This is a genomic window from Nocardioides cavernae, assembly GCF_013410035.1.
Classification (GTDB): domain Bacteria; phylum Actinomycetota; class Actinomycetes; order Propionibacteriales; family Nocardioidaceae; genus Nocardioides; species Nocardioides cavernae_A.
The window spans coordinates 1,075,018-1,097,308 of sequence record NZ_JACCBW010000002.1 but is presented as its reverse complement, the minus strand read 5'-3'; the positions used below and the strand labels follow the sequence as shown (position 1 = coordinate 1,097,308).

28 protein-coding genes are annotated in these 22,291 nt (G+C 73.4%); 13 read left to right on the top strand and 15 right to left on the bottom strand.

Translation table 11 applies throughout. From position 1 onward, the window contains the following. Positions 1 to 51 precede the first annotated feature (51 nt). Genes F4692_RS12770 through F4692_RS12755 form a run of 4 tightly spaced genes read right to left on the bottom strand, consistent with a single transcriptional unit; the run spans position 52 to position 3,643 of the window. Entirely contained in the window at positions 52 to 744 is a 693-nt protein-coding gene (locus tag F4692_RS12770) for a class I SAM-dependent methyltransferase (protein ID WP_179619995.1), read from the bottom strand. Next, entirely contained in the window at positions 741 to 1,541 is an 801-nt protein-coding gene (locus F4692_RS12765; RefSeq protein WP_179619994.1) for an ABC transporter ATP-binding protein, read from the bottom strand. The genes F4692_RS12770 and F4692_RS12765 overlap by 4 nt, the downstream gene beginning before the upstream one ends. After that, positions 1,538 to 2,536: an ABC transporter substrate-binding protein gene (locus F4692_RS12760; RefSeq protein WP_179619993.1), complete on the bottom strand. Its 999-nt coding sequence runs from the start codon at positions 2,534 to 2,536 to the stop codon at positions 1,538 to 1,540. The genes F4692_RS12765 and F4692_RS12760 overlap by 4 nt, the downstream gene beginning before the upstream one ends. A 15-nt stretch (positions 2,537 to 2,551) precedes the next feature. Further along, entirely contained in the window at positions 2,552 to 3,643 is a 1,092-nt protein-coding gene (locus F4692_RS12755; RefSeq protein ID WP_179619992.1) for a FecCD family ABC transporter permease, read from the bottom strand. Between the two features lie 175 nt (positions 3,644 to 3,818). On the opposite strand from F4692_RS12755, the gene F4692_RS21255 reads away from it, so the two are divergent. From F4692_RS21255 to F4692_RS12730, 5 genes are all read left to right on the top strand, one after another. Next, positions 3,819 to 4,532, top strand: a complete 714-nt coding sequence (locus F4692_RS21255) for a PadR family transcriptional regulator (RefSeq protein ID WP_218858410.1) — start codon at positions 3,819 to 3,821, stop codon at positions 4,530 to 4,532. Further along, positions 4,529 to 4,978, top strand: a complete 450-nt coding sequence (locus tag F4692_RS12745) for a DUF1707 SHOCT-like domain-containing protein (protein WP_179619991.1) — start codon at positions 4,529 to 4,531, stop codon at positions 4,976 to 4,978. The genes F4692_RS21255 and F4692_RS12745 overlap by 4 nt, the downstream gene beginning before the upstream one ends. A 34-nt stretch (positions 4,979 to 5,012) precedes the next feature. Further along, positions 5,013 to 5,555 (top strand): hypothetical protein, encoded by a 543-nt coding sequence (locus F4692_RS12740; protein ID WP_179619990.1) that lies wholly within the window; start codon positions 5,013 to 5,015, stop codon positions 5,553 to 5,555. A gap of 61 nt (positions 5,556 to 5,616) precedes the next feature. Then, positions 5,617 to 6,354: a YcnI family copper-binding membrane protein gene (locus F4692_RS12735; protein WP_179619989.1), complete on the top strand. Its 738-nt coding sequence runs from the start codon at positions 5,617 to 5,619 to the stop codon at positions 6,352 to 6,354. Continuing rightward, complete coding sequence (locus F4692_RS12730) at positions 6,351 to 8,021, top strand: copper resistance CopC/CopD family protein (protein WP_179619988.1); 1,671 nt, start codon at positions 6,351 to 6,353, stop codon at positions 8,019 to 8,021. Before F4692_RS12735 ends, F4692_RS12730 begins: the two co-directional genes overlap by 4 nt. On the opposite strand, the gene F4692_RS12725 is transcribed toward F4692_RS12730, so the two are convergent. The 4 genes from F4692_RS12725 to F4692_RS12710 are packed head-to-tail and all read right to left on the bottom strand — an operon-like array spanning position 8,013 to position 11,690. Beyond that, positions 8,013 to 8,900, bottom strand: coding sequence for a hypothetical protein (locus tag F4692_RS12725; RefSeq protein WP_179619987.1), 888 nt, complete (start codon positions 8,898 to 8,900; stop codon positions 8,013 to 8,015). The two genes, F4692_RS12730 and F4692_RS12725, sit on opposite strands and share 9 nt — an antisense overlap. Then, entirely contained in the window at positions 8,897 to 9,646 is a 750-nt protein-coding gene (locus F4692_RS12720; RefSeq protein WP_308645288.1) for a dienelactone hydrolase family protein, read from the bottom strand. Before F4692_RS12720 ends, F4692_RS12725 begins: the two co-directional genes overlap by 4 nt. Positions 9,647 to 9,675: 29 nt before the next feature. Then, positions 9,676 to 10,512 carry an HAD-IIB family hydrolase gene (locus F4692_RS12715; RefSeq protein ID WP_179619986.1) on the bottom strand — a complete coding sequence of 279 codons (837 nt, stop codon included), beginning with the start codon at positions 10,510 to 10,512 and terminating at the stop codon, positions 9,676 to 9,678. Between the two features lie 5 nt (positions 10,513 to 10,517). Beyond that, positions 10,518 to 11,690 carry an acyl-CoA dehydrogenase family protein gene (locus F4692_RS12710; RefSeq protein ID WP_179619985.1) on the bottom strand — a complete coding sequence of 391 codons (1,173 nt, stop codon included), beginning with the start codon at positions 11,688 to 11,690 and terminating at the stop codon, positions 10,518 to 10,520. Positions 11,691 to 11,744: 54 nt separating this feature from the next. Here F4692_RS12710 and F4692_RS12705 point away from each other — a divergent pair, with 54 nt between their 5' ends. Beyond that, positions 11,745 to 12,161 (top strand): CoA-binding protein, encoded by a 417-nt coding sequence (locus F4692_RS12705; protein WP_179619984.1) that lies wholly within the window; start codon positions 11,745 to 11,747, stop codon positions 12,159 to 12,161. Here the strand turns inward: F4692_RS12705 and F4692_RS12700 are convergent. Next, positions 12,158 to 13,141 (bottom strand): Gfo/Idh/MocA family protein, encoded by a 984-nt coding sequence (locus F4692_RS12700; protein WP_179619983.1) that lies wholly within the window; start codon positions 13,139 to 13,141, stop codon positions 12,158 to 12,160. The two genes, F4692_RS12705 and F4692_RS12700, sit on opposite strands and share 4 nt — an antisense overlap. A 32-nt stretch (positions 13,142 to 13,173) precedes the next feature. On the opposite strand from F4692_RS12700, the gene arfB reads away from it, so the two are divergent. The 3 genes from arfB to F4692_RS12685 are packed head-to-tail and all read left to right on the top strand — an operon-like array spanning position 13,174 to position 14,609. Continuing rightward, positions 13,174 to 13,602: an alternative ribosome rescue aminoacyl-tRNA hydrolase ArfB gene (arfB, locus tag F4692_RS12695; protein WP_179619982.1), complete on the top strand. Its 429-nt coding sequence runs from the start codon at positions 13,174 to 13,176 to the stop codon at positions 13,600 to 13,602. A gap of 9 nt (positions 13,603 to 13,611) precedes the next feature. Then, on the top strand, positions 13,612 to 14,295 hold the full coding sequence (locus F4692_RS12690) for an AzlC family ABC transporter permease (RefSeq protein WP_308645287.1): 684 nt from the start codon (positions 13,612 to 13,614) through the stop codon (positions 14,293 to 14,295). Continuing rightward, a complete protein-coding gene (locus tag F4692_RS12685; protein ID WP_179619084.1) occupies positions 14,292 to 14,609 on the top strand; it encodes an AzlD domain-containing protein in 318 nt (105 codons plus the stop codon). Before F4692_RS12690 ends, F4692_RS12685 begins: the two co-directional genes overlap by 4 nt. 22 nt (positions 14,610 to 14,631) lie before the next feature. Here F4692_RS12685 and purE read toward each other — a convergent pair whose 3' ends face one another. The 6 genes from purE to F4692_RS12655 form a co-directional block, all read right to left on the bottom strand. Beyond that, the gene (purE, locus tag F4692_RS12680; RefSeq protein ID WP_179619981.1) at positions 14,632 to 15,162 is read right to left on the bottom strand and encodes a 5-(carboxyamino)imidazole ribonucleotide mutase; all 531 of its coding nucleotides are present in this window, start codon (positions 15,160 to 15,162) and stop codon (positions 14,632 to 14,634) included. Between the two features lie 3 nt (positions 15,163 to 15,165). Beyond that, positions 15,166 to 16,335 carry a 5-(carboxyamino)imidazole ribonucleotide synthase gene (locus F4692_RS12675; protein WP_179619980.1) on the bottom strand — a complete coding sequence of 390 codons (1,170 nt, stop codon included), beginning with the start codon at positions 16,333 to 16,335 and terminating at the stop codon, positions 15,166 to 15,168. 53 nt (positions 16,336 to 16,388) lie between these two features. Continuing rightward, a complete protein-coding gene (locus F4692_RS12670) occupies positions 16,389 to 16,706 on the bottom strand; it encodes a winged helix-turn-helix domain-containing protein (protein WP_179619979.1) in 318 nt (105 codons plus the stop codon). Positions 16,707 to 16,811: 105 nt separating this feature from the next. Then, on the bottom strand, positions 16,812 to 17,825 hold the full coding sequence (locus tag F4692_RS12665; protein ID WP_179619978.1) for an adenylate/guanylate cyclase domain-containing protein: 1,014 nt from the start codon (positions 17,823 to 17,825) through the stop codon (positions 16,812 to 16,814). Then, complete coding sequence (locus tag F4692_RS21825) at positions 17,815 to 18,324, bottom strand: PH domain-containing protein (RefSeq protein ID WP_179619977.1); 510 nt, start codon at positions 18,322 to 18,324, stop codon at positions 17,815 to 17,817. The genes F4692_RS12665 and F4692_RS21825 overlap by 11 nt, the downstream gene beginning before the upstream one ends. 15 nt (positions 18,325 to 18,339) lie before the next feature. After that, positions 18,340 to 19,137 (bottom strand): biotin--[acetyl-CoA-carboxylase] ligase, encoded by a 798-nt coding sequence (locus F4692_RS12655; protein ID WP_179619976.1) that lies wholly within the window; start codon positions 19,135 to 19,137, stop codon positions 18,340 to 18,342. Positions 19,138 to 19,187: 50 nt separating this feature from the next. On the opposite strand from F4692_RS12655, the gene F4692_RS12650 reads away from it, so the two are divergent. From F4692_RS12650 to F4692_RS12635, 4 genes are all read left to right on the top strand, one after another. After that, positions 19,188 to 20,816 (top strand): acyl-CoA carboxylase subunit beta, encoded by a 1,629-nt coding sequence (locus F4692_RS12650; protein WP_179619975.1) that lies wholly within the window; start codon positions 19,188 to 19,190, stop codon positions 20,814 to 20,816. A gap of 96 nt (positions 20,817 to 20,912) precedes the next feature. Continuing rightward, on the top strand, positions 20,913 to 21,140 hold the full coding sequence (locus tag F4692_RS12645) for an acyl-CoA carboxylase subunit epsilon (protein WP_179619974.1): 228 nt from the start codon (positions 20,913 to 20,915) through the stop codon (positions 21,138 to 21,140). Positions 21,141 to 21,261: 121 nt separating this feature from the next. Continuing rightward, the gene (locus tag F4692_RS12640; RefSeq protein WP_179619973.1) at positions 21,262 to 21,540 is read left to right on the top strand and encodes a type IV toxin-antitoxin system AbiEi family antitoxin domain-containing protein; all 279 of its coding nucleotides are present in this window, start codon (positions 21,262 to 21,264) and stop codon (positions 21,538 to 21,540) included. Beyond that, positions 21,537 to 22,262 carry a hypothetical protein gene (locus F4692_RS12635; RefSeq protein ID WP_179619972.1) on the top strand — a complete coding sequence of 242 codons (726 nt, stop codon included), beginning with the start codon at positions 21,537 to 21,539 and terminating at the stop codon, positions 22,260 to 22,262. The genes F4692_RS12640 and F4692_RS12635 overlap by 4 nt, the downstream gene beginning before the upstream one ends. Positions 22,263 to 22,291: the final 29 nt, after the last annotated feature.

Below are 22,291 nucleotides of genomic sequence, written 5' to 3'. Positions count from 1 at the left end.
CGAGCCGGCAACCGCGGTGGCCGGGCCGTCGAGGACGGCGTCGAGCTCTGCCTAGCCGCGCCGCCCGACGAGCAGGTGCTGCAGCTGCACGTCGTGGCCGGGCGCGACGCCGTGAGTGCGGTCGAGCTCGAGCACGTCGTCGAGCGGCGTGACGGTCACGTCGATGAGCCCGCCGCGGCGCAGCGCGTCCGCGACCTCCTCGATCGAGCGCGCGTCGGCGAGCGGCAGGTGACCGTCGGGCCGATCGCCGTACAGGTTCCCGAATCCATCGGTGAACCACGTGCTGTCCGCCATCACGACCACGCCACCGGGCCGCAGCAGGCGCACCCAGTTCGCGACCGCGGCCTCGGGGTCGCGCAGGGTCCACATCACGTAGCGCCCCACCACCGCGTCGAAGGACCCCTCGGGGAAGTCCGGGGCGACGGCGTCACCGGCCAGGAAGCGAGGCGGGTGGGCGTCGCGCGCGGCGTGCTCCCGGGCGATCTCCAGCATCCCGTCGGCGAGGTCGATCCCGGTGACGCGGTGCCCCAGGGAGGCGACGAGTCGCGCGACGTGTCCGCTGCCCGTGCCGACGTCGAGCACGTCGGCGGGTGCCGGCGGAAGGGCGGCCGACCAGATGCGGCCCCACACCTCCACGTCGAGGTCGCGGCGCTCGGGACGCTGCTGGTAGGCGTCGTAGTCCGGGGCGCGCTCGGTCCAGTACTCGTTGATCGAAGCCTGGAAGGAGGCGGTCGGGTCGGTCATGCGGTGAGGTCCTTCCTCGTGGGGATCAGGGCGTGGGGTCGGAAGAGCAGGTGCAGCTCGCCGTGGGTCTCGACCCGCTCGACGCCGATGCCGTAGACCGGCTCGAGCACGGCCGGCTGCAGCACGTCGTCGACGGCGCCGGTGGCGACGATCCCGCCGTCGCCGAGCAGGACGAGGTCGTCGCAGTAGCGGGCGGCCAGGTTGAGGTCGTGCAGGACGACCACCACCGTCCGGTGCGCCTCGTGCGCGAGCCCGGCCACCAGGCCGAGGACCTCGTGCTGGAACCGGATGTCGAGGTGGTTGGTCGGCTCGTCCAGCAGCAGGTGGGTCGCCTGCTGGGCCAGCGCCCGCGCGATCAGCACCCGCTGCCGCTCGCCGCCCGAGAGCCCGGCGTACGACCGGGGTGCGAGGTGCGCGGCACCAACCCGCGCCAGGGCGTCCGCCGCCACTGCGTGGTCGTCGCGGCCGGTCCGCTGGAAGGTCGACAGGTGCGGACCGCGCCCCAGGAGGACCATCTCGGCGACGGTCATCGCGTTCTCGCCGCCCGCCTCCTGGACGACGACGGCGACCCGACGGGCCGCGTCGCGGGCGCCGAGGTCGGCCAGCCGGTCACCGTCGACCCGCACCTCGCCGGTCGGGCTGGACAGCGCGCCGTGGAGCAGGCGGAGCAGCGTCGTCTTCCCGCTGCCGTTGGGCCCGATCAGGCCCAGCACCCGCCCGTGCGGTGCCGCCAGCGACACGGCGTCCAGGACGCGCGCCCCGCCGTACGCCCACGACAGGTCGGACGCGGTGATCACGATCCCGCTCCCTGTCCGAACCGCTCCACGATCCTCGCGAGGCCTTCGAAGGCCAGCGGGCTGGGCGGCTCGGTGAAGTTGAAGAGCTGCGTCATCACGTCGCCGTTGCGCACCGCGGTGAGCTCGTCGGCCCCGGGCAGGCCGGCGATCGCGTCCTCGACGGGCCCGGGCTCGCCCTCGCTGTGCAGCAAGACGAGGACGTCGGGGTCGCGGCCGAGGAGCTCCTCGAGGGTGACTTCGAAGACGCGCTCGTCGACGTCGCCGAAGGCGTTCTCGAAGCCGGCCGCCTCGAGCTGGGGGTGGGCCATGCTGAGGGTGCCGTAGGCATACGTCGTGCCGCCGCCCACCGTCGGGTAGAGCACGGCTGCCGTGCGGCCGGTCCCGTCGCCGACCCCCGCGGTGGTCTCGGCGAGGTCGGCCTCGAGGTCGGCGATCGCCTCCTGTGCCTCCGCGTCGCGGCCGAAGACCCGGCCGTACGCCTCGAGCTGGGCGTACACGTCCTCGAACGACGCCTTGGGCGCGCCGGTCTCGCAGAGCGCGGGCTCCTCCAGCAGCGGGATGCCGACCGCGCCGAGGGTGTCGCGGGACAGGTTGTCCACCTGGCCGAGGACGAGGTCGGGCTCCTGCGAGATGACGACCTCCTGGGAGATCTGCAGGTGACCGCTGCTGTCCATCTGGTCGGTGAGCAGCGGGATGTCCTCGAGCTCGGCGAGGGTCTCGTCGTCGTAGTACTCCTCGGGGTACGCCCCCGCGCGTGCCGTCACCCGGTCCATCACGCCGAGCTCGTGGAGGTAGGGCACGGCCGAGCTCTTGAGCAGCACGAGCCGCTCGGGGGCCGCGTCGAAGGTGACGTCGGCCCCGCAGTTCTCGATCGTGAGCGGGTAGGAGCCGGTGCCGGTCGACGTGGGCTCGCCGTCGCCGGACCCGGCGCCGCAGGCGGTGAGGCCCCCGGCGAGCAGCAGGGCGGCGGCGACACGGGTCGGGACGAGGCGCACGGGAGTTCTCCTGGGCTAGGACGCGGTGGCGTGGAGGCGGCGGACGAGGACGAGCAGGAACGGGGCGCCGACGAGCGAGGTGATGATCCCGATCGGGATCTCCTGCGGGGCGAACAGCGTCCGCGCGAGCACGTCGGCCCACACGAGCAGGATCGCGCCCATCAGCGCGGCGACGCCGACCACGCGGACGTGGCCACCGCCGACGGCCCGGCGCGCGAGGTGGGGCACCACCAGCCCGACGAAGCCGATGCTGCCGGCGGCCGAGACCACGACCCCGACGCACAGCGCGACCGCGACGAGCAGCTGCAGCCGCAGGCGCTCGGGTCGTACGCCGAGCGTGTGGGCGGTCTCGTCGCCGACCGCGAGCGCGTCCAGCCGCCGCCCCCACACCGTGAGGAGCAGGGTGACGCCGCCGACGACGACCGCCACGACGGCGAGTGGCAGCCCCCAGCGGGCGAGGCCGAGCGAGCCGAGCAGCCAGAACATCACGGAGCGGGCGCCCTCGGCCGAGCCCGAGGCGAAGATGAGGAAGCTGGTGAGGGCGTACAGGGCGTAGCCGACGGCCACGCCGGCCAGCAGGATGCGGACGGAGGTGACCCGGCCGGCGCTGCGGGCGACGAGGAAGACCAGCAGGGACGCCGCCAGCGCGCCGAGGAACGCCGTCACCTGCAGGGCGTGCTCGGCGAACCCGGCGCCGACCCCGAAGAGGATCGCGGCGGCCGCTCCGCTCGAGGCCCCGGAGTTGACCCCGAGCAGGTAGGGGTCGGCAAGGACGTTGCGCACCATCGCCTGCAGCGCGACGCCGCAGATCGCCAGCCCCGCACCCACGAGCACGCCGAGCAGCACCCGCGGCAGGCGTACCTGCCAGACAATGGCGTCGACCGCCGCGGACCAGGTGCGCTCGCCCGGCCAGCCGAGCAGGTGGTGGCCGACGACCTCGGCCACCGTGGTCGCGGGCACGGAGACGGCACCGATGCCGACGCCGGCCAGGACCGTCGCGACCAGGCCGAGGCCGAGGCCGACGGTCCACAGGGTCGTGCGCCGGCGCAGCGCGTCCAGCCCGAGCGGGTCCCCCGCGTGCAGCACCGCCGTGCCCTGCGACGCCACGCCGTACCCCCTCGACTCGATGCCCCTTGTTGCGAACAACTTGCAACAACAACACCCTAGCGACACGGGACGGGTCTCTTGTGCGGCCCCCACCCTCGGCGTACGCTCACGATATATCGCGATAGGTCACCGATACATCACCAGCACACCACCACTTCACTGAGGGAGCAACGACGTGGGACACCACTGGCCCGGGGCCGACTGGCCCGGCAACGACGACGACAACGCCCGCAGCGAGCGTGACTACCGCCGCCCGGGCGGCAACGACTGGTCCGGCTGGGGACAGGCCTTCAGCGGCGCCCCGTCCCGCGGGCGACGGGCAAGCGGGCCGCCGCCGTGGCTCGGCGAGCTGCTCGGCTTCGCCACCACGCCGCAGCGCCCGCAGCAGCGCGGGCCCAAGGTGCGCCGCGGTGACGTCCGCACGGCGATCATCGACGTGCTGCACCGTGCCCGCACCGCCGACGAGCCGATCAACGGCTACCAGGTCATCCAGGAGATCGCCGAGCTCAGCAATGGCGAGTGGCGCCCCTCCCCCGGCTCGGTCTACCCGACGATCCAGCAGCTCCAGGACGAGGGCCTCGTCGAGTCCGACGACGAGCGCGGACGTCGCACGATCCGGCTGAGCGACGCCGGCGTGCAGTGGGCCGAGGGCCACGGCGACGACCTCGCCGCCGTCTGGGCGCCGTTCGCGCGGCACGACGAGCCGGTCGCCGACCAGCCGTCCGGCCACGCCGACATCAAGAGCGAGATCGGTCAGGTCGTCAGCGCGGTCTGGCAGCTCGCCACCCAGGGGTCCGACCAGCAGAAGCGCGCCGCGCTGGACGTGCTCGTCGACACCCGTCGCCGGCTCTACGGCATCCTCGCGGACGGACGGGACGCCGAGCGATGAACCGCCCGGACCCCCGGCTGCGCATCTCCGACGCCGACCGCGAGCGCGCGATGGCCGACCTCGCGCTGCACTACGCGGACGGCCGGCTCGACCACGAGGAGTACGACGAGCGGCTCGACGCCATCTGGACCGCACGGACGCGAGCCGACCTGGCGATGCTCTTCGGCGACCTGCCGCGTCCCGAGGCGCCGCGGGCGCCGCGTCCGCCGGCCCGCGCGTCCGGCCCGGCCGGTCGTCGCCTCCGGCTCCCGCTGCTGCCGGTCCTGATGCTCCTCGTCGCGCTCAGCATCCTGTTCGAGGCGCCGGTGTGGGTGCTGGTGTTCCCGCTGATGTTCTTCATGGGGCGCCGTCGGGGCACGGCGTGCGCTCCGGCGCACGGACCGGCCCACGGACCGGCCCAGGGACCGACCGACTACCGGCGTCCGCGGGGGCGGCACGGCTGGTAGTCCCGTCGCCGCCCGCGTCTGGGACCATGACGGTGTGACGCTGGAGACGAGGGTGGTGCGCGCGCGTGCGCCGTACGCCCTCGCGCGCGCCGCCGCGGCCACCGTCCTCGCCGTCGCCGGCGCTGCGGCCGCCCACACGTGGGCCGGCGGCAGCGTCCCGACCGGCCCCGGCCTCGCCCTCGTCGCTGCGGTCGTCCTCGCCGGGAGCGTGCTCGCCTTCCGGCGCGACGTGCCGACGCGGGCGATGCTGCCGCTGGTCGCCGCGTCCCAGCTGGGGGTGCACGAGTCCTTCGGCCTCGTCGCCGGCCACGACCACACGACCGCAGCCGCCACGGCGGCCCCGGACGGCTGGACCTGGCAGATGCTCGCGGCCCACACGTTCGTCACCCTGCTCACTGCGGTGCTGTGGTGGGCGGGCCGACGTGCGGCGTCGTACGCCGTCACGCTGCGCGCGCGTGCCGCCCTCCCGGTCGCGCCCCACCTCCCGGGCCCGGGCGACGCCCCGGCCGTCCCCTCGCTCGTCCACCTCCTGGTCGCGCCCCGGCGCGGACCACCCCTGGCGGTCCTGCCGTCCTGAGCCCGGTCCGGGCCCGGGCGGCACCCGCGACCCCAGACCCGCACCACCCACCAGGAGAACCATGTCCACCGCCCGTACGTTCGCGCGCCTCGGCGCGCTCCCGGTCGCCACCGCGGCCATCGCCCTCTCCCTCGTCGCCCCGGCGAGCGCCCACGTCACCGCCACGCCGTCGACCGCTGCCGCCGGCGCGTACACCGTCGTCACCTTCAGCGTCGGCCACGGCTGCGAGGGCTCGCCCACCACGAAGCTCGAGATCCAGGTCCCCGAGTCGGTGCTGTCGGTGACCCCGAGCCGCAACCCGTTCTACGACGTCGAGAAGACCACCGAGAAGCTCGCCGACCCGGTCACCGACGCGCACGGCAACGAGGTCACCGAGCGCACCGCGTCGATCGTCTACACCGCCACGACGCCGCTCCCCGACGGGCAGCGCGACGCTTTCGAGCTGTCCTTCCAGCTGCCCGACGCCGAGGGCGAGACCCTCGCCTTCCCCACCGTCCAGACCTGCGAGGAGGGCGAGACCGGCTGGACGCAGGTCCCGGCCGACGGCCAGGACGCCGACGAGCTCGAGACGCCTGCCCCGGCGTTCGAGATCACTGCGGCGAGCGGCGAGGGCCACGGCGACGACGCGTCGACCGCGGAGTCCACCTCCGCGACGTCCGAGACCTCGGAGCCCGCCGGGCAGGCCGCCGACGCCGGGGACGACGGCTCCTCGGCCCTCGGCTGGGCCGGTCTGGTCGCCGGGCTGCTCGGGCTGGTCGCCGGCGGTCTCGCCCTGGCCAGGACGCGCACGACCTCGTGAGGCACGCGACGCGACCGGCGCGGGTCGCTGCCGCGCTGGTCGCGCTCGCGCTCTGTCTCCTGCAGGTCGTGCTCGGCGCGTCACCCGCCGCCGCCCACGCCGAGCTGGTCGAGACCGACCCGGCCGAGGGTGCCGTGGTCGAGGTGGCCCCGGAGACGGTCACCCTCACGTTCAACGAGCCCGTCCGGCTGACCTCGCAGGAGATCGCGGTCTACGACGCGACGGGCGACCCGGTCGCGTCGACGGCCGGCGCCAACGGCGCCGAGGTCACGGTCGGGCTCACCGGTGCGGCCGACCTCGCCGACGGCACCTACGTCGTGTCGTGGAACGTCCTCTCCGGCGACGGCCACCCCATCTCCGGCGCCCTGACCTTCTCCGTCGGCGCACCGAGCGCCAGCGTGGCACCCCCGCCCGAGCCGGAGACCTCGTCCGCGGTGGTCCGGGTGCTGCGCGACGTGGTCACCGTCGTCAGCCTCGTCGGGCTGCTGCTCGCCGGCGGTCTCGCCCTCTTCGTGGCCCTCGTGCTGCCGCGCGCCTGGCCCGGCACCGAGGTGCGCGCCCGGCTGCGCCGGCTGGTGGCGTACGCCTCCGTGGCCGCGGCCGTCGGCGTCGTCCTCCAGGTGCCGATCGCGGCGGTCTACGGCCAGGGCCTCGAGCTGACGGACGTGGCAGGCGCCTTCGACGTCGGGCTGGTCACCAACGAGCTGGTCGCCGCCGCCCTGGTCCTGGTGGGCCTCGGCGTCGTCGTCCGCACCCTGACCGACCGCCCCCCGGACGACACGGCCGCGCGGGTCCTCGGCGTCGGCGCCGTGCTCGCGCTCGCCGGCCCGTCGATGGTCGGCCACACCCGCGCCTTCGCCCCGTCCCCCGTGCTCGTCACGTGGGACGTCATGCACGTGACCGCGGGCGCGATCTGGCTGGGCGGCCTCGTCGGCCTCGTGCTCAGCCTGCGCGCCCTCGCCGGTCGTGAGTTGCTGGCCGCGCAGACGCTCGCCAGGTTCTCGACCGCGGCGGGCTTCGCGCTCCTGGTCGTGGCCGGCGCCGGCGCGTTCCTGTCCTGGCGCATCCTCGGGTCCTGGGCGGCCTTCGTCGAGACGACGTACGGCTGGCTCCTGCTGGCCAAGATCGGCATCGCCGTCACGGTCGCCGCCATCGGGGGCTGGAACCGCTGGCGCACCCTGCCCGCCGTTCAGGCGGCCACCGGCTTCACCGACCGCGGGCGGGCCGCGGCGATCGTGACCCGCACGGTGCGGGTGGAGGCGGTGCTCCTCGTCGTCCTGCTCGGCGTCACCGGCTTCCTCGTCAACCAGTCGCCGCGCCCCGCACCGGTCACGGTCGCCCCCGGCGCGACCGGCGTGGGTGCCGCGACCGCCGGAGACCTGCGGGTCCTGGCCGTGATGGACCCCCGCCGCACCGGTAGCAACACCCTGCTGGTGCAGGTGCAGGACGCGGCCGGCGAGCCGTACGACCCGCCGGTGAACCCGGTCGTCGAGCTCCGCACCGAGGGTCTCGACATCGGCACGGTCACCGTCACGCCGATCGCCGCGGGCACCTACCGCGGGAAGGTGGTCGTGCCGCGGCCCGGCGAGTGGGAGGTGCAGGTCAGCATCGCGCTGAGCCGCTTCGAGAACCCCGTGACGACGGTCAGGCTCCAGGTCTCACGCTGAGCCGGAGGCGTCGTCGACCGTGAGCTCGACGGGCACCGTGTGCAGGAAGCCGTCGACGCGGACCTGCACGAACAGCCGGTAGTCGCCCGCCTGCTCGATCTCGGCGTGGAACGTCAGCTCCGAGCCGTCCTCGGTGACGTCGGGCGCGTCCAGCGGGTGCAGGTGCACCATCGCGCCGGTCTCCTCCTCGAAGCCGGTCACGTGGCTGTAGGCGCCGAGGTAGGTGCCCAGCTCGACCGGACGCCCGGCCGCGTCGCGCACGACCAGCCGGAGCTCGCCGTTGGGTCCGGTGGTCGGGGCCTCGGAGACGGTCACCCCCACCACGGTGTCCTCCGCCGCGGTGTCGCCCGGGTCCCCCGGCGGCAGGGCGAGCGGGCGGCCGAGCACGACGTGGTCGCCGTTGCCGCCCTCGTCGACCGCGACGAACTCGGTGACGACGCGGTAGCCACCGGCGTCCGGGACGTCGAACGGCGCGGTCCACGTGCCGTCCTCGTCGCGGGTCGGGTGGAGGTGCCGGAAGACGGTCAGCTCGTCGTTGACGAGGTAGAGGTGCAGCTCCTTGGTGAGCTCCTCCACGTAGTCGGTGACCGGGTTGCCCTCGTAGTCGTCGATGCGGAAGCTCAGCTCGCCGATGCCGTCGGCGCGCTCGCGCACCTTCACGGCCGCCAGCGAGTAGCCCACCTCGCTCACGCGGGTGCCGTCGCCGACGGCCAGCGAGGTGTGGCCCTGGCCGGGCGCGTGGGTGTGTCCGGCCTCGACCTGCCCGTCGTCACCGGAGCCTCCCGAGCCGCTGCAGCCGGCCAGCACGCCGGACAGCGCGAGGGTGCCGAGGGCGAGCCGGAGGGCGTGCGCCCGGGCGGGGGTCACCGGGATGCTCATCCGCCGGGGCGCAGCGTCGAGTCGAGCAGGGACCGGAGGCTCGCGAAGTGCCGCTCGGCGGACTCCTCGTCGTACATCGACGTGTCCGACATGGAGTAGCCGTGCGGGCCGGGGAAGACCTCGTTGACGGCCTGCAGCCCCGCGGCGTCGAGCGCCTCGCCGAGCGCGGCCACCGCCTCGGGCGGCATCGAGCCGTCGTCGGACGCGTGGCCGAAGGCGAACGCCGCGCGTGCCGTGGCCAGGGACAGGTGCGGGCTGTCCGCGTCGTCCGTGACGAGCCCGCCGCCGTGCCAGCCGCCCAAGGCCACCACCGCGGGGTCCAGCCCGGCAGCCCGGACCGCGATCCGCGCGCCCATGCAGTAGCCGGTGACGCCGACGTCCTCGCCCGCGACACCGGGCTGGGACCGCAGGGCGGCGAGGTACGCCGGGAGGTCCCGCTCCAGCAGGTCGGTCGTCAGCCCGCGGACGCGCTGCATCGCCCCGGGCATGAACGCGTCGCGCGCGCCCGGCTTCGTCAGGTCCTCCTGCGGGGCGAGGTCGGCGGCCCGCCCGTCGCGGTAGAAGACGTTGGGCGCCAGCACGGTGTAGCCCCACGACGCGATCCGGTCGGCCATCTCCTCGATGCGGGGCCGCAGGCCGATCGCGTCGATGACGAGGAGGACCCCCGGTGCGGGCTCCCCGCCCGGGGCGGTGGCGAGGTGGGCTTCCGCCTCGCCGTCGGGCATGGCCAGGGTGATGGTGGGCACGCCCCGAGGCTATCCGTCCCCTGCGCGCGTCAGCCCCGGACGTCGTCCAGGAGCCGGCGGATCGCACCCTGCACGGGCTCGCCCACGTCGGGGAGGTGGTGGCGGGCGGCGGCCAGGATCTCCGGCTGGGCGTGCGCGACGGCGAAGGTGTGCGTCGCCTCGGCGAACATCTCGAGGTCGTTGAGGTGGTCGCCGAAGACCGCCGTCTGGTCCGGGGTGACGCCGAGCCTGGCCTGCAGGTCCCGCAGCGCCTGGCCCTTGGTCACGCCGAGAGAGGTGACGTCCGCCCATTGGGTGCCCGAGCGGGTGACCTGGGCGCGGGACGCGAACGCCCGCAGCACCTCACGGTCCACGCTCTCGGTGCTCTCGAGGTCGACGATCGCCACCTTGATCACGGTGTCGGTGACGTCCTCGAGGCGGTCGACCCGGGTGAGCCGGGGGTGGTAGTTGAGCGCCTCGTCCCACAGCTCGCCGTCGACCTCGGCCCACGCGTCGTCGATCCCGCAGACCACTGCGGTCGACCGGCGCTCGCCGGCCGCGACGTGCTGCCGGACAGCGGCGAGCAGCTCGCGCACGAGGCCGGGGTCCAGGGTGCCCGTCGCCCGGGCTGCCCCCTGCTCCACGAGGACCGCACCGTTGTCGGCGATGAAGGTGTCGATGTCGCGCACGCCGTCGAAGAGCTCCGCCTGCGAGCGGTACGCCCGCCCGCTCGCCGGGACGAACGTGACGCCGGCGGCGACGAGCTCGGTGACGAGGTCGCCGGTGCCCGCCGGGAGCGTACGGTCGGGCGCGAGCAGCGTGCCGTCGAGGTCGGACACCACGAGGCGGACGTCCGCGAGCTCGCCGGGCGCGAGGTCGCCCCTCACCCCGCTCAGAGCTCGGACTGCACGCCGGCGAGCAGCTGGCGAGCCATCACGATCCGCTGGACCTGGTTGGTGCCCTCGTAGATCTGGGTGATCTTGGCGTCGCGCATCATCCGCTCGACCGGGTAGTCACGGGTGTAGCCGTAGCCGCCGAGGACCTGGACCGCGTCGACGGTGACCTCCATGGCGACGTCGGAGGCGAAGCACTTCGCCGCCGCGCCGAAGAAGGTGAGGTCGTCGTCGCCGCGCTCGGAGCGGCCGGCGGCGGCGTACGTCATCTGCCGCGCCGCCTCCACCTTCATGCCCATGTCGGCGAGCATGAACTGCAGGCCCTGGAAGTCGGCGATCGACCTGCCGAACTGCTGACGCTCCTTGGCGTAGCCGAGCGCGTAGTCGAGCGCTCCCTGCGCGACACCGACCGCCTGCGCGGCGATCGTGACGCGGGTGTGGTCGAGGGTCTTCATCGCGGTCGTGAAGCCGGTGCCCTCCTTGCCGATCATCCGGTCGGCCGGGATCCGGACCTTGTCGAAGTAGACCTCGCGCGTCGGGCTGCCCTTGATGCCGAGCTTCTTCTCGGGAGCGCCGAAGGACACGCCCTCGTCGGACTTCTCCACCACGAAGGCGGAGATGCCACCGCGGGTCTTCTTCTCCGGGTCGGTGACCGCCATGACGGTGTAGAACTCGGACTCGCCCGCATTGGTGATCCACCGCTTGACGCCGTCGATCACCCACTCGTCGCCGTCACGCACGGCGCGGGTCTTCATGCCGCCGGCGTCCGAGCCCGCGTCGGGCTCGGACAGGCAGTAGGAGAAGCCGCCCTCGCCGCGCGCGAGCGCCCCGAGGTAGGTCTGCTTGAGCTCCTCCGAGCCCGCGATCTGCACGGGCAGCGAGCCGAGCTTGTTGACGGCCGGGATCAGCGACGACGACACGCACGCACGCGCCACCTCCTCGATGACCAGCACGGTCGCGAGCGCGTCGGCCCCGGCCCCGCCGTACGCCTCGGGCACGTGCGGGGCGTGGAAGTCCGAGGCCAGCAGCGCCTCGGCGGCCTCGTGCGGGTAGCGGGCCTCCTCGTCGACGGCGGCGGCGTGGGGGGCGATCTTGGCGTCGCACACGGCTCGGACGGCCTCGCGGATGGCCTGGTGCTCCTCGGAGAGGGCGTAGAGGGGGAACTCGCTCATGACCTGAATTGTAGGACGTCCATGCATTCTGGGGCAGCGGTCTACGGTGTGGTCATGACCACGTCATGGCAGGACCCCGCGGCGGTGGAGTGGATGCTCGACGAGGCGCAGACCTGGGCCGTCGTCGGCCTCTCAAACAACCCCGAGCGCACCGCCTGGTCGATCGCGAGGCTGCTGCAGGAGCGCGGCAAGCGGATCGTCCCCATCCACCCGAGCGCCCCGACGGTCCACGGCGAGCAGGGCTATGCGTCGCTGGCCGAGGTGCCGTTCCCGATCGACGTGGTCGACGTCTTCCGGCGCTCGTCGGAAGCGGGCGAGTTCGCCGACCAGGCCGTCGAGGTCGGCGCGCGCGGCGTCTGGTTCCAGCTCGGCGTCGTCGACCCCGAGGCCTTCGAGCGGACGACCGCGGCGGGCGTGCCGATGGTGATGGACACCTGCCCCGCGATCGAGTGGCGCACGCGCGGTCGCTAGACCTCGACCTGTCCCTCGGCGACGCTCACGCCCAGCTGGGTGAGGCACTCCTCCAGCACCCACATCACGTCGAGCGTGTCCGACCACGGCATCACCGGGCTCTCGGTGAGACCGGCCGCCAGGCAGCGCTGGACCTCCTCGACCTGGTGCGTGTAGCCGCGTCCGGTGGGCGGGAGGTCCAGCCGCTCCGGCTCCCCGCCGTTGCGGTGCACCACCAGCCCGGTCGTGGAGAAGAACGGCGCCACCAGCTCGATCGAGCCGCCCGTCCCCAGCACGACCGCACGGCCGGGCGAGGAGCTGGCCAGCGAGCAGACGAGGGACGCGGCGCGCCCGTCGGCGTACGAGAGGTGGATCGCGGCGGAGGCGTCGGATCCGTTGGGGAAGGTCGTGCCCGTCGTGGTGACCGTGTCCGGCCGGCCGAGGACGTGCTGGGCCAGCGAGACCGTGTAGACGCCCAGGTCGAGGACCGCTCCCCCGCCGAGCGACAGGTCGAAGAGCCGGCTGGCGGGGTCGTAGGGGCGGAAGGACGAGAAGTCGGCCTGCACGACGACCGGCTCACCGATGTCTCCCGCAGCGACCACCTCGCGGAGGTGCGCGAGTGCCGGCAGGAACCGGGTCCACATCGCCTCCATGCAGAAGACGCCGGCGGCACGGGCCGCGGCGACGACCTCCTCCGCCCCGGCGAGCGTGGCGGTGAACGACTTCTCGACCAGCACCGGGATCCCGGCCTCGATCGCGGCGAGCGCCAGCGCGTGGTGCTGCGGGTGCGGGGTGGCGATGTAGACGACGTCGACGCCTGCGCCGAGGAGGTCGCGGTGCGTGCCCGAGCCCGCGGCCCCGAAGCGCGCGGCGAAGTCGGCGGCCGAGCCGGGCGTACGGCTGCTGACGAACGCCAGCTCGGCGTCCGGCACCAGCGCCAGGTCCGAGGCGAAGGTGGCCGCCATGCCACCCGTGGCGGCGATCCCCCAGCGCGTCGTCATGCGCCCGACCCTAGCCGTCCGACAATGGGGGCATGCGCGACCTCCACGTAGCCGCCGGACCGGGGCTCCCGGACGGGCTGGTCGTGCCGTCCGGCGAGCTCGTCGAGCGGTTCTCACGGTCCCCCGGGCCGGGCGGCCAGTCGGTCAACACGACCGACTCGCGCGTCGAGCTGGAGTACGACCTGCGCACCTCCGAGGTCCTCAACGCCGGGCAGCGGGCACGCGCGTTGCGGCGCTGGCCGGCCGGGAAGGTGACGATCGCCGCGTCCGAGCACCGGTCCCAGCACCGCAACCGGGTCGCGGCACGCGAACGGCTCGCCGACCTGCTGCGCGAGGCGCTCGCCCCACCCCCTCCGCCGCGCCGCGCGACGAAGCCGACCCGCGGATCGAAGGAGCGACGGCTGCGGACGAAGAAGGCCCGCGGCCAGACCAAGGCGCTGCGGGGGCGGGTCACCGAGTAGCCTGCGCCGGTGGCAGCGGCGAGCGGTGAGGGTGCCCGCGACGCGTTCCGTCGTGGCGTGCGGATGGGCGTCCCCTTCGCCGTGGTCGGCTTCTTCCTGAGCGCGTCGTTCGGCGTGCTGGCCCGGCAGGCGGGGTTCAGCGTCGCCCAGGCCAGCGTCACCGCGATGATCGTCTTCGCCGGCTCCGCCCAGTTCGCCGCGCTGTCCGTGCTCACGGCCGGGGGCGGCATCCCCGCAGCGTTGACCGCCGGGAGCCTGATGAACGCCCGGTTCCTGGCCATGGGGATCGCGCTGGCACCGTCGCTGCCGGGCGGCCGGATGAAGCGGGCGCTCCAGGGACAGACCGTCGTCGACTCCTCGTGGGCGCTGGCCAACCGGGGCGACGGCACGTTCGACCGCTGGCTGCTGTTCGGCACGACGCTCCCGCAGTACGTCACCTGGACGCTCGGGTCGGTCGTCGGGGCGGTGTTCGGCGACGTCCTCGGCGACACGCACCGACTCGGCCTCGACGCGATCTACCCCGTCTTCTTCCTCTCGCTCCTCTTCTCCGAGCTGCGCGACGCGGGGTCGCGATGGGCGGCCCTCGGCGGCGGCCTCCTCGCGCTCGCCCTCGTGCCGATCACCCCTCCCGGCGTCCCGGTCCTGGCGGCGAGCGTCGTGGCGCTCGTCGGCCTGGTGCGGCGGTCCCGGTGACGCTCTCCTACGCGGAGGTCTGGGTCCTCATCCTCGGCCTCGCCGCACTGACGGTGGCGATCAAGGCGCTCGGGCCGGTGCTCCTGGGCGGCCGGGACCTGCCGCCGTGGTTCTCCCGCGTGACCGCGCTGATGGCGCCGACCCTGCTGAGCGCGCTGGTCCTGACCTCCGTGCTGGCCGCCGGTCGCTCGTGGTCGGTGGGTGCTCACACCGTCGGCGTCGCCGTCGCCGCGCTGATGCTCTGGCGCCGCTGCTCGCTGGTGCTGTGCGTCGCCGTCGCCGTGCTGGTCACCGCGGGACTGCGGGCGATCTGAGCCCGGACCTGAGTCGAGCCGGTCAGAAGCCGACGCGGCGGTGACCGCCCGCGGCGGCCTGGCGGACGGCCTCGCCCTTGGCGTGGGCCGACTCGGCCAGCGTCGCCTGGTAGTCCACGAGCCGCTGCTGGAGGTCTGGGTCGCTCGTGCCGAGGATCCGCGCGGCGAGGATGCCGGCGTTCTTCGCGTTGCCGATCGCCACGGTCGCCACCGGGATGCCGCCGGGCATCTGCACGATGGAGAGCAGCGAGTCCATGCCGTCGAGGTACTTCAGCGGCACGGGGACGCCGATCACCGGCAGCGGGGTGAGGCTCGCGAGCATGCCCGGCAGGTGTGCGGCACCGCCGGCGCCGGCGATGACGACGGACAACCCGCGGGTGTGGGCCTGCTGCCCCCACGCGACCATCTCGGTCGGCATCCGGTGGGCGGAGACGACGTCGGCCTCCCATGCGACGCCGAGCTCGGTCAGGACCTCGCCGGCGGCCTGCATGACCGGCCAGTCGGAGTCCGAGCCCATCACGATGCCGACCTTCACCTGCTGCACCTCACCCATCGCTCACTCGCTCTCGTTGCCCAGGTCGCCGCGGAACCACGCGGCGGCGTGCCGGGCGCGCTCAAGGCAGTCCTCGAGGTCGTCGCCGTAGGCGTTGACGTGGCCGACCTTGCGGCCGGGCCGCAGGTCCTTGCCGTAGAAGTGCACCCGCAGCCGCGGGTCGCGGGCCATGGCGTGCGGCAGCCCGTCGTAGAGGCGGCCGGTGTCGGTGGGTCCGCCGAGGATGTTGACCATCACGGTCCAGCGCGCACGCGGGGCCGGCGAGCCCAGCGGGAGGTCCATGACGGCGCGGAGATGATTCTCGAACTGGGACGTCACGGCGCCGTCCTGGGACCAGTGGCCGGTGTTGTGCGGACGCATCGCCAGCTCGTTGACCAGGATCCGGCCGTCGGTCGTCTCGAAGAGCTCGACGGCGAGGATGCCCGTGACGTCGAGTGCACCGGCGATGCGCAGGGCGATCTCCTGCGCCTGACCGGCCAGTGCGGGCGAGAGGTCCGGCGCCGGAGCCACGACCTCGTGGCAGATGCCGTCGAGCTGGGTCGACGCGACGACGGGGTACGCCGCGGCCTGGCCGCTGGGCGAGCGGGCGACGAGGGCCGAGAGCTCGCGCCGGAAGTCGACCAGCTCCTCGGCCAGCACCTCCACCCCGGCCGCGGCTGCGGCGTCGAAGGCGGCCTGCGCCTCGTCGAGGTCGCGCACGACCCACACGCCCTTGCCGTCGTAGCCCCCGCGGGTCGTCTTGAGGACGCACGGCAGGCCGAAGTCCTCGACCTCGGCGCGCGAGGTGACGACCGCGTTGCGGGGGCACGGCACGTCGAGCTCGGCGAGACGACGGCGCATCACCGCCTTGTCCTGGGCGTGGACCAGGGCGTCCGGTCCCGGACGCACGGCGAGGCCGTCGGCGGCCAGCGCGTGGAGGTGCGCGGTCGGCACGTGCTCGTGGTCGAAGGTGACGACGCTGGCGCTCTCGGTGACCCGGCGCAGGGTGTCGAGGTCGGTGTGGTCACCGACGAGCTGGTCGGGGATGACCTGGGCTGCGGAGACGCCCTCGGCCTCGGCGAGCAGGCGCAGCGGGAGACCGAGCGCGATGGCCGGCTGGGCCATCATCCGGGCGAGCTGACCGCCCCCGATGACGGCGAGCGTGGGAGCACGGTGCGATCCGGTCGAGGACACGTGCGGAGCCTATGCGACCGCGCCGGGGCGACCGTGGACCGGCCCGGCGCGGGTCAGCTGGCGACGGTGTCGGCGGAGGTCTCGAACCGCAGGCCACGCCCCCGGTGCGTCGTGATCAGCGTCGGGTTGCGCGGGTCGTCCCCGAGCTTGCGGCGCAGCCAGCCCAGGTGCACGTCGATGGTCTTGGAGTTGGTGTAGAACGACGTCTGCCACACGTCCGCCATCAGCTCACCGCGGGTCACGATGTCGCCGGGACGCGCCATGAGGGCGTGCAGGAGCTGGAACTCCTTGCGCGACAGCCTGATCTCGCGGTCGCCACGCCAGACCCGTCGCGTCGAGGGGTCCAGTCGCACGTCTTGCACAGCCAGCACGTGGCAGAACGTAAGGAGCACACGGCGTCGCGGGAGACCTTTTGGGCGAGAAATGGACGACTGGTCCAGACCACCTCCGGCACGCCTCCCGTCGACCTCCGGCGGTCAGCGGCGGCGTACGGCCACCGGCTCGACCAGCCCGAAGCCGCGCACGGGCCGGGCCGGGAGGCGGCGGTTCTCCCACTCGTCGGCCGGCAGCAGGTCGGCGGTGTTCTGGTCGACGATGAGCCGGTTGCGCCGTGCGACCTGGGTGAGCCGGGCGGCCATGTTGACCGGGGGGCCGAAGATGTCGCCGAGCCGGAGGATGACCGCTCCGCTCGCCAGGCCGAGCCGCACGTCGGGCATCTTCGAGTCGCGACCGATGACGTTGATGATGCCCTCGGCGACGCCGACCGCCTCCTCAGCGGTGTTGGTGACGAAGAGGACCGAGTCGCCGAGGCTCTTGATGATCCGCCCGGCATAGCGGGCGACGACGTCCTGGCAGCGGCTCTCGAAGACCTCGACCAGGTCGCCGATCTCGTCGCGGTCGAGCGTGTTGGACAGCGCGGTGAACGAGACCAGGTCGGCGAAGCCGACCGTCACGTCGATGGTGTGGAGGTCCTCGTCCTTGGCGCCCATCGCCTCGATCCGGCCGACGGCGGCGGCGAGGTGGCGGCGCCAGGCATAGACCAGCAGGCGCTCGAAGGGCGGGTTGACCTCGTCGATGAGTCGCAGGGCGGACCCGATGCGCGAGCCGGTGGCCTCCTCGCCGGCCTCCATCTCCTCCACACGGCTGACGAGGGTGGAGACCTCCCAGTCGGCGAGCCGCGCCATGGTCTGGCCGACGCCGCGGGTCAGGTTGACGGCCGTGTCGAAGTCCACCGCCCCGGCGTCGACGAAGCTCATCAGCGTCGCGACGGCCTCGACGTCGGCGGCCGTGTAGGCCTTCTCACCGGTGAACTCCGGGAAGCCGAGCGCGCGCCACAGGCGGCGGGTCTCCTCGACCGTCACGCCGGTCTCGGCGGCCACCTCGAGGGCGTTGAACTCGGGCTTGCTGCGCAGGATCGCGTGGTCGAGCTGCTCGCCGCGCCGCTCGGGCGGTGGCGGGTCGTCGCCGCGGCGCTTGCGGTCAGGCGCCATCGTCGCGCCGGTCGCCCCCGCCGGCGGAGAGTCGGTGGAGCTCGTCGGAGACCTGGAGCTGGACCTTCTCCACGTCGGGGATGTCGTAGAGCTCGACGCTGCCGTCGGTGCTGGCGTCGGACACGACGAGCGTGCCGCAGCCGAATACCCGGTCGATCACGCCGATCTCGAAGTCCACGCCGCTGATCCGGTTGAGCGGGATCGTGCGGCCCTCCTTGGAGATGAAGCCGGAGCGCTTGATGAAGCGACGGTTGGTGAAGGTGTAGGTCGTCGTCGCCCACCGCAGCAACGGCCCGGCGAGGAACCACACGAGCGCGAGCGCACCCACCACGCCGGCGGCCACGCCGGCTGCCGTCGAGTCGGTCACCCTGCTCAGCGCGATGATCGCGGCGGCGACCGCGACCAGCACGAGGCCCGGCAGGATCAGCGCCTTGACGTGGGTGCGGGTGTGGACGACGACGTGCTCACCGGGGTTGAGGAGCTTGCTCGGGTAGGCCACGCGCCGATCATGGCACTACGCGGGGCGTACGTGCACCACGTCGCCCGCAGCGACGGTGAAGGCGCCCTCGTCGGTCCCGACCACCAGCGCGCCCGTCGCGTCGATGTCGAGGGCCTCCCCGCGACGGACCTCGCCGCCCGGCAGGTGCACGTCCACGGTCCGGCCGAGGGTGACGCACACGTCGGCGTACGCCCGGCGCAGCGACTCGACGTCGTCGAGCAGCCCCTGGAGGCCGTGCAGCGAGCCGAGGACCTGGCCGAGGAGCCCGGTGCGCTCCACCGGCTCGCCGGTCTCGAGGGCGACCGAGGTGGCCAGCGCGACCGGCAGCTCGTCGAGGGTCTGGTCGACGTTGATGCCGACGCCGACGACGGCCATCGGGCCCGAGGCCGTCTCGACCCGCTCGACGAGGATGCCGCACACCTTGCGACCGGAGCCGGACCCGGCGTCGACGAGGACGTCGTTGGGCCACTTCAGCGCGATGTCGGGCAGGCGGTCGGCCAGCGCCGCCTGGACGGCGTACCCCGTCAGCAGCGGCAGCCAGGGCCACGACGTCGGCGGCACGTCGGGCCGCAGCAGGACCGAGAACGTCAGCGACGACCGGGCCGGCGTCTCCCACACCCGGTCGAGGCGGCCGCGGCCGGCGGTCTGGTGCTCGGTGACCACGACCAGCCCCGGCTCCTCCCCGGCCCGGGCCCGCTCGGCGACCAGGGCGTTGGTCGACGGCGTCGCCTCCACGACCTCCACCCACCACCCGGACGGAGTGCTCAGGCGCGCGGGGTCGAGTGGTGGGCGCGGTGCGGGGGGCTGCGTCATGGGGTCTAGATTGCCCCAGTGGGAGACATCCACGTGCAGACGACCAGCACATGCCACAGGAGGCCAACCGCGTGAGTGCACAGCCGGGCGAAGGTACTGAGACCGACATCCACACCACTGCCGGCAAGCTGGCCGACCTGGAGCGGCGCCTCGACGAGGCCGTGCACGCGGGTTCGGCCAAGGCCGTGGAGAAGCAGCACGCCAAGGGCCGCAAGACCGCCCGCGAGCGCATCGAGATGCTCTTCGACGAGGGCACCTTCGTGGAGCTCGACGAGCTCGCCCGGCACCGCTCGACGGCGTTCGGCCTGGAGAAGACCCGCCCCTACGGCGACGGCGTGGTGACCGGCTACGGCGAGGTCAACGGCCGGATGGTGTGCGTGTTCAGCCAGGACTTCACGGTCTTCGGCGGCTCGCTCGGCGAGGTCTACGGCGAGAAGATCACCAAGGTCATGGACCTCGCGATCAAGACCGGCTGCCCGATCATCGGCATCAACGAGGGCGCCGGCGCCCGCATCCAGGAGGGCGTGGTCTCGCTCGGGCTGTACGGCGAGATCTTCCGCCGCAACGTCCACGCCTCCGGCGTGATCCCGCAGATCAGCCTGATCATGGGCAACTGCGCCGGCGGGCACGTCTACTCCCCCGCCGTCACCGACTTCACGATCATGGTCGACCAGACCTCCGCGATGTTCATCACCGGCCCGGACGTCATCAAGACCGTCACCGGCGAGGACGTCACGATGGAGGACCTCGGCGGCGCCCGGACCCACAACACCAAGTCCGGCAACGCCCACTACATGGCCTCCGACGAGGAGGACGCCATCGAGTACGTGAAGTCGATGCTGTCGTTCCTGCCCCAGAACAACCTGGACCCGGCCCCGTCCTACGACGATGTCCCGGACATGGAGGTCACCGACCTCGACCGGGCGCTCGACACGATCATCCCGGACTCCCCCAACCAGCCCTACGACATGCACGACGTCATCACCGCCGTGCTCGACGACGAGGAGTTCCTCGAGGTCCAGGAGCTGTTCGCGCCCAACATCCTCGTCGGCTTCGGCCGCGTCGAGGGCCAGTCGGTCGGGGTCGTGGCCAACCAGCCGATGCAGTTCGCCGGCACCCTCGACATCGACGCCAGCGAGAAGGCCGCCCGGTTCGTCCGGTTCTGCGACGCCTTCAACATCCCCGTGCTGACCTTCGTCGACGTGCCCGGCTTCCTGCCCGGCACCGACCAGGAGTGGGACGGCATCATCCGCCGCGGCGCCAAGCTCATCTACGCCTACGCCGAGGCCACCGTCCCGCTGATCACCGTCATCACCCGCAAGGCCTACGGCGGGGCGTACGACGTGATGGGCTCCAAGCACCTCGGCGCCGACATCAACGTCGCCTGGCCCACCGCGCAGATCGCAGTGATGGGCGCCCAGGGCGCCGCCAACATCGTCCACCGCCGCACCCTCAAGGCGGTCGAGGAGGAGGGCGGCGACGTCGAGGCCAGGCGCGCCGAGCTCATCGACGAGTACGAGACCACCCTCGCCAACCCCTACATCGCGGCCGAGCGCGGCTACGTCGACGCCGTCATCGCACCCCACGAGACCCGCGTCGAGATCATCCGCTCCCTGCGCCTGCTGCGCTCCAAGCGCGAGACCCTGCCGGCCAAGAAGCACGGGAACATCCCGCTCTGATCAAGCGACTCGGGACTCGCGACGAAGGAGCGAGGACCGAACGGAGACGAGGTCGGGCAGGCGGCACCGGCTGAGCTCGAAACCATGGAGGCGAACATGAACCCGGACACCAGGTCCACGGATGTCCCGCTCCTGAAGGTCGTCAATCCCGACGCGACGCCGGAGGAGGTCGCGGCCCTCGTCGCGGTGTTCTCGGCCCTCGGCTCGGCGGGCGGCGAGGCACCGCGGCGCCCGCGGCCGTCGTGGAACGCGCCCGCCCGGGGCGTACGGCAGACGCACCGCGCCGGTCCCGGGGCCTGGCGGGCCAGCGGCCTGCCGCGCTGAGCGGGCGTACGCCGACAGTGGAGCCACCGGCCGGACCTAACGTCCGCCGGCTCCCCTGATCCCTCCACAGATCGTCTCGAACGGGTGGCGCGCACGGCGCGGCGCCAGCGATGGTCGACGGATGCCGAGACGAGCGACGAGCGCCCTGGACGAGACCGGAGTGGCCCGCCTGCTGCGTGACCAGGACGGCGTGGTCTCACGCCGCCAGCTCGTCGAGCTGGGCGCGACGCGCACCGACGTACGCCGACTGCTGGCGCGCCGCGAGCTGCACGTCGTGCATCCCGGTGTCTTCGTCGACCACAATGGGGCGGTCACCCGGCGCCAGCGTGAGTGGGCGGCCGTCCTCGCCTGCGCCCCCCCGCCCTCCACCGACAGTCAGCCCTCGACGCGCACGGGATGACCCGCGACCGCGCCGGCGGTCGATCCGACAGCCGCACGATCCACCTGCTCGTGGAACGGGACCGCCGGATCACGCCGCCGGCGGGCGTCACGATCGAGCGGGTCGCCGACCACGAGACGTGGGTGCAGGACCATCGACGACCTCCCCGGGCGACCTTCGACTTCGCTGTGCTCAAGACCGCCGGCGACCTCGACGTCGCTGAGGCCATCGGACTGCTCTCCGACGCGGTGCACCAGGGCCTGACGACCGCGGAGCGTCTCGTCCGCACGATCGACCGGCTCCCACGCCTGCGCCGGCGTGCGCTGCTGCGCGAGGTCCTCGCGGACGTGGCCACTAGCGCCATGTCGGTCCTCGAGCACCGCTACCTCCGCGACGTGGAGCGCGCGCACCGCCTGCCTGTCGGCGAGCGCCAGGTGCGACAGGACACGGTCAGCGGCGTGGTCCGCCGCGACGTGCGTCACCGGCCGGAGCGCCTGCTGATCGAGCTCGACGGCGCGTTCGGCCACCGCGACTCCGTCGACCGGTGGTCCGACCTCCAACGCGACATCGACGCCGTCCTCGACGACCACCTCACGCTGAGACCCGGATGGGCGCAGGTCCTCGAGCCCTGCCGGCTGGCCGGGATCGTCGGCGTCGTGCTCGGCCGGCGGGGGTGGCAGGGGCGACCCGCAGCGTGCGGTCCGACGTGCACGCTCGACAGTGGAGCGGGCGGCCGGACCTAGCGGCACCTCGCTCCACGATCGGGCGACGG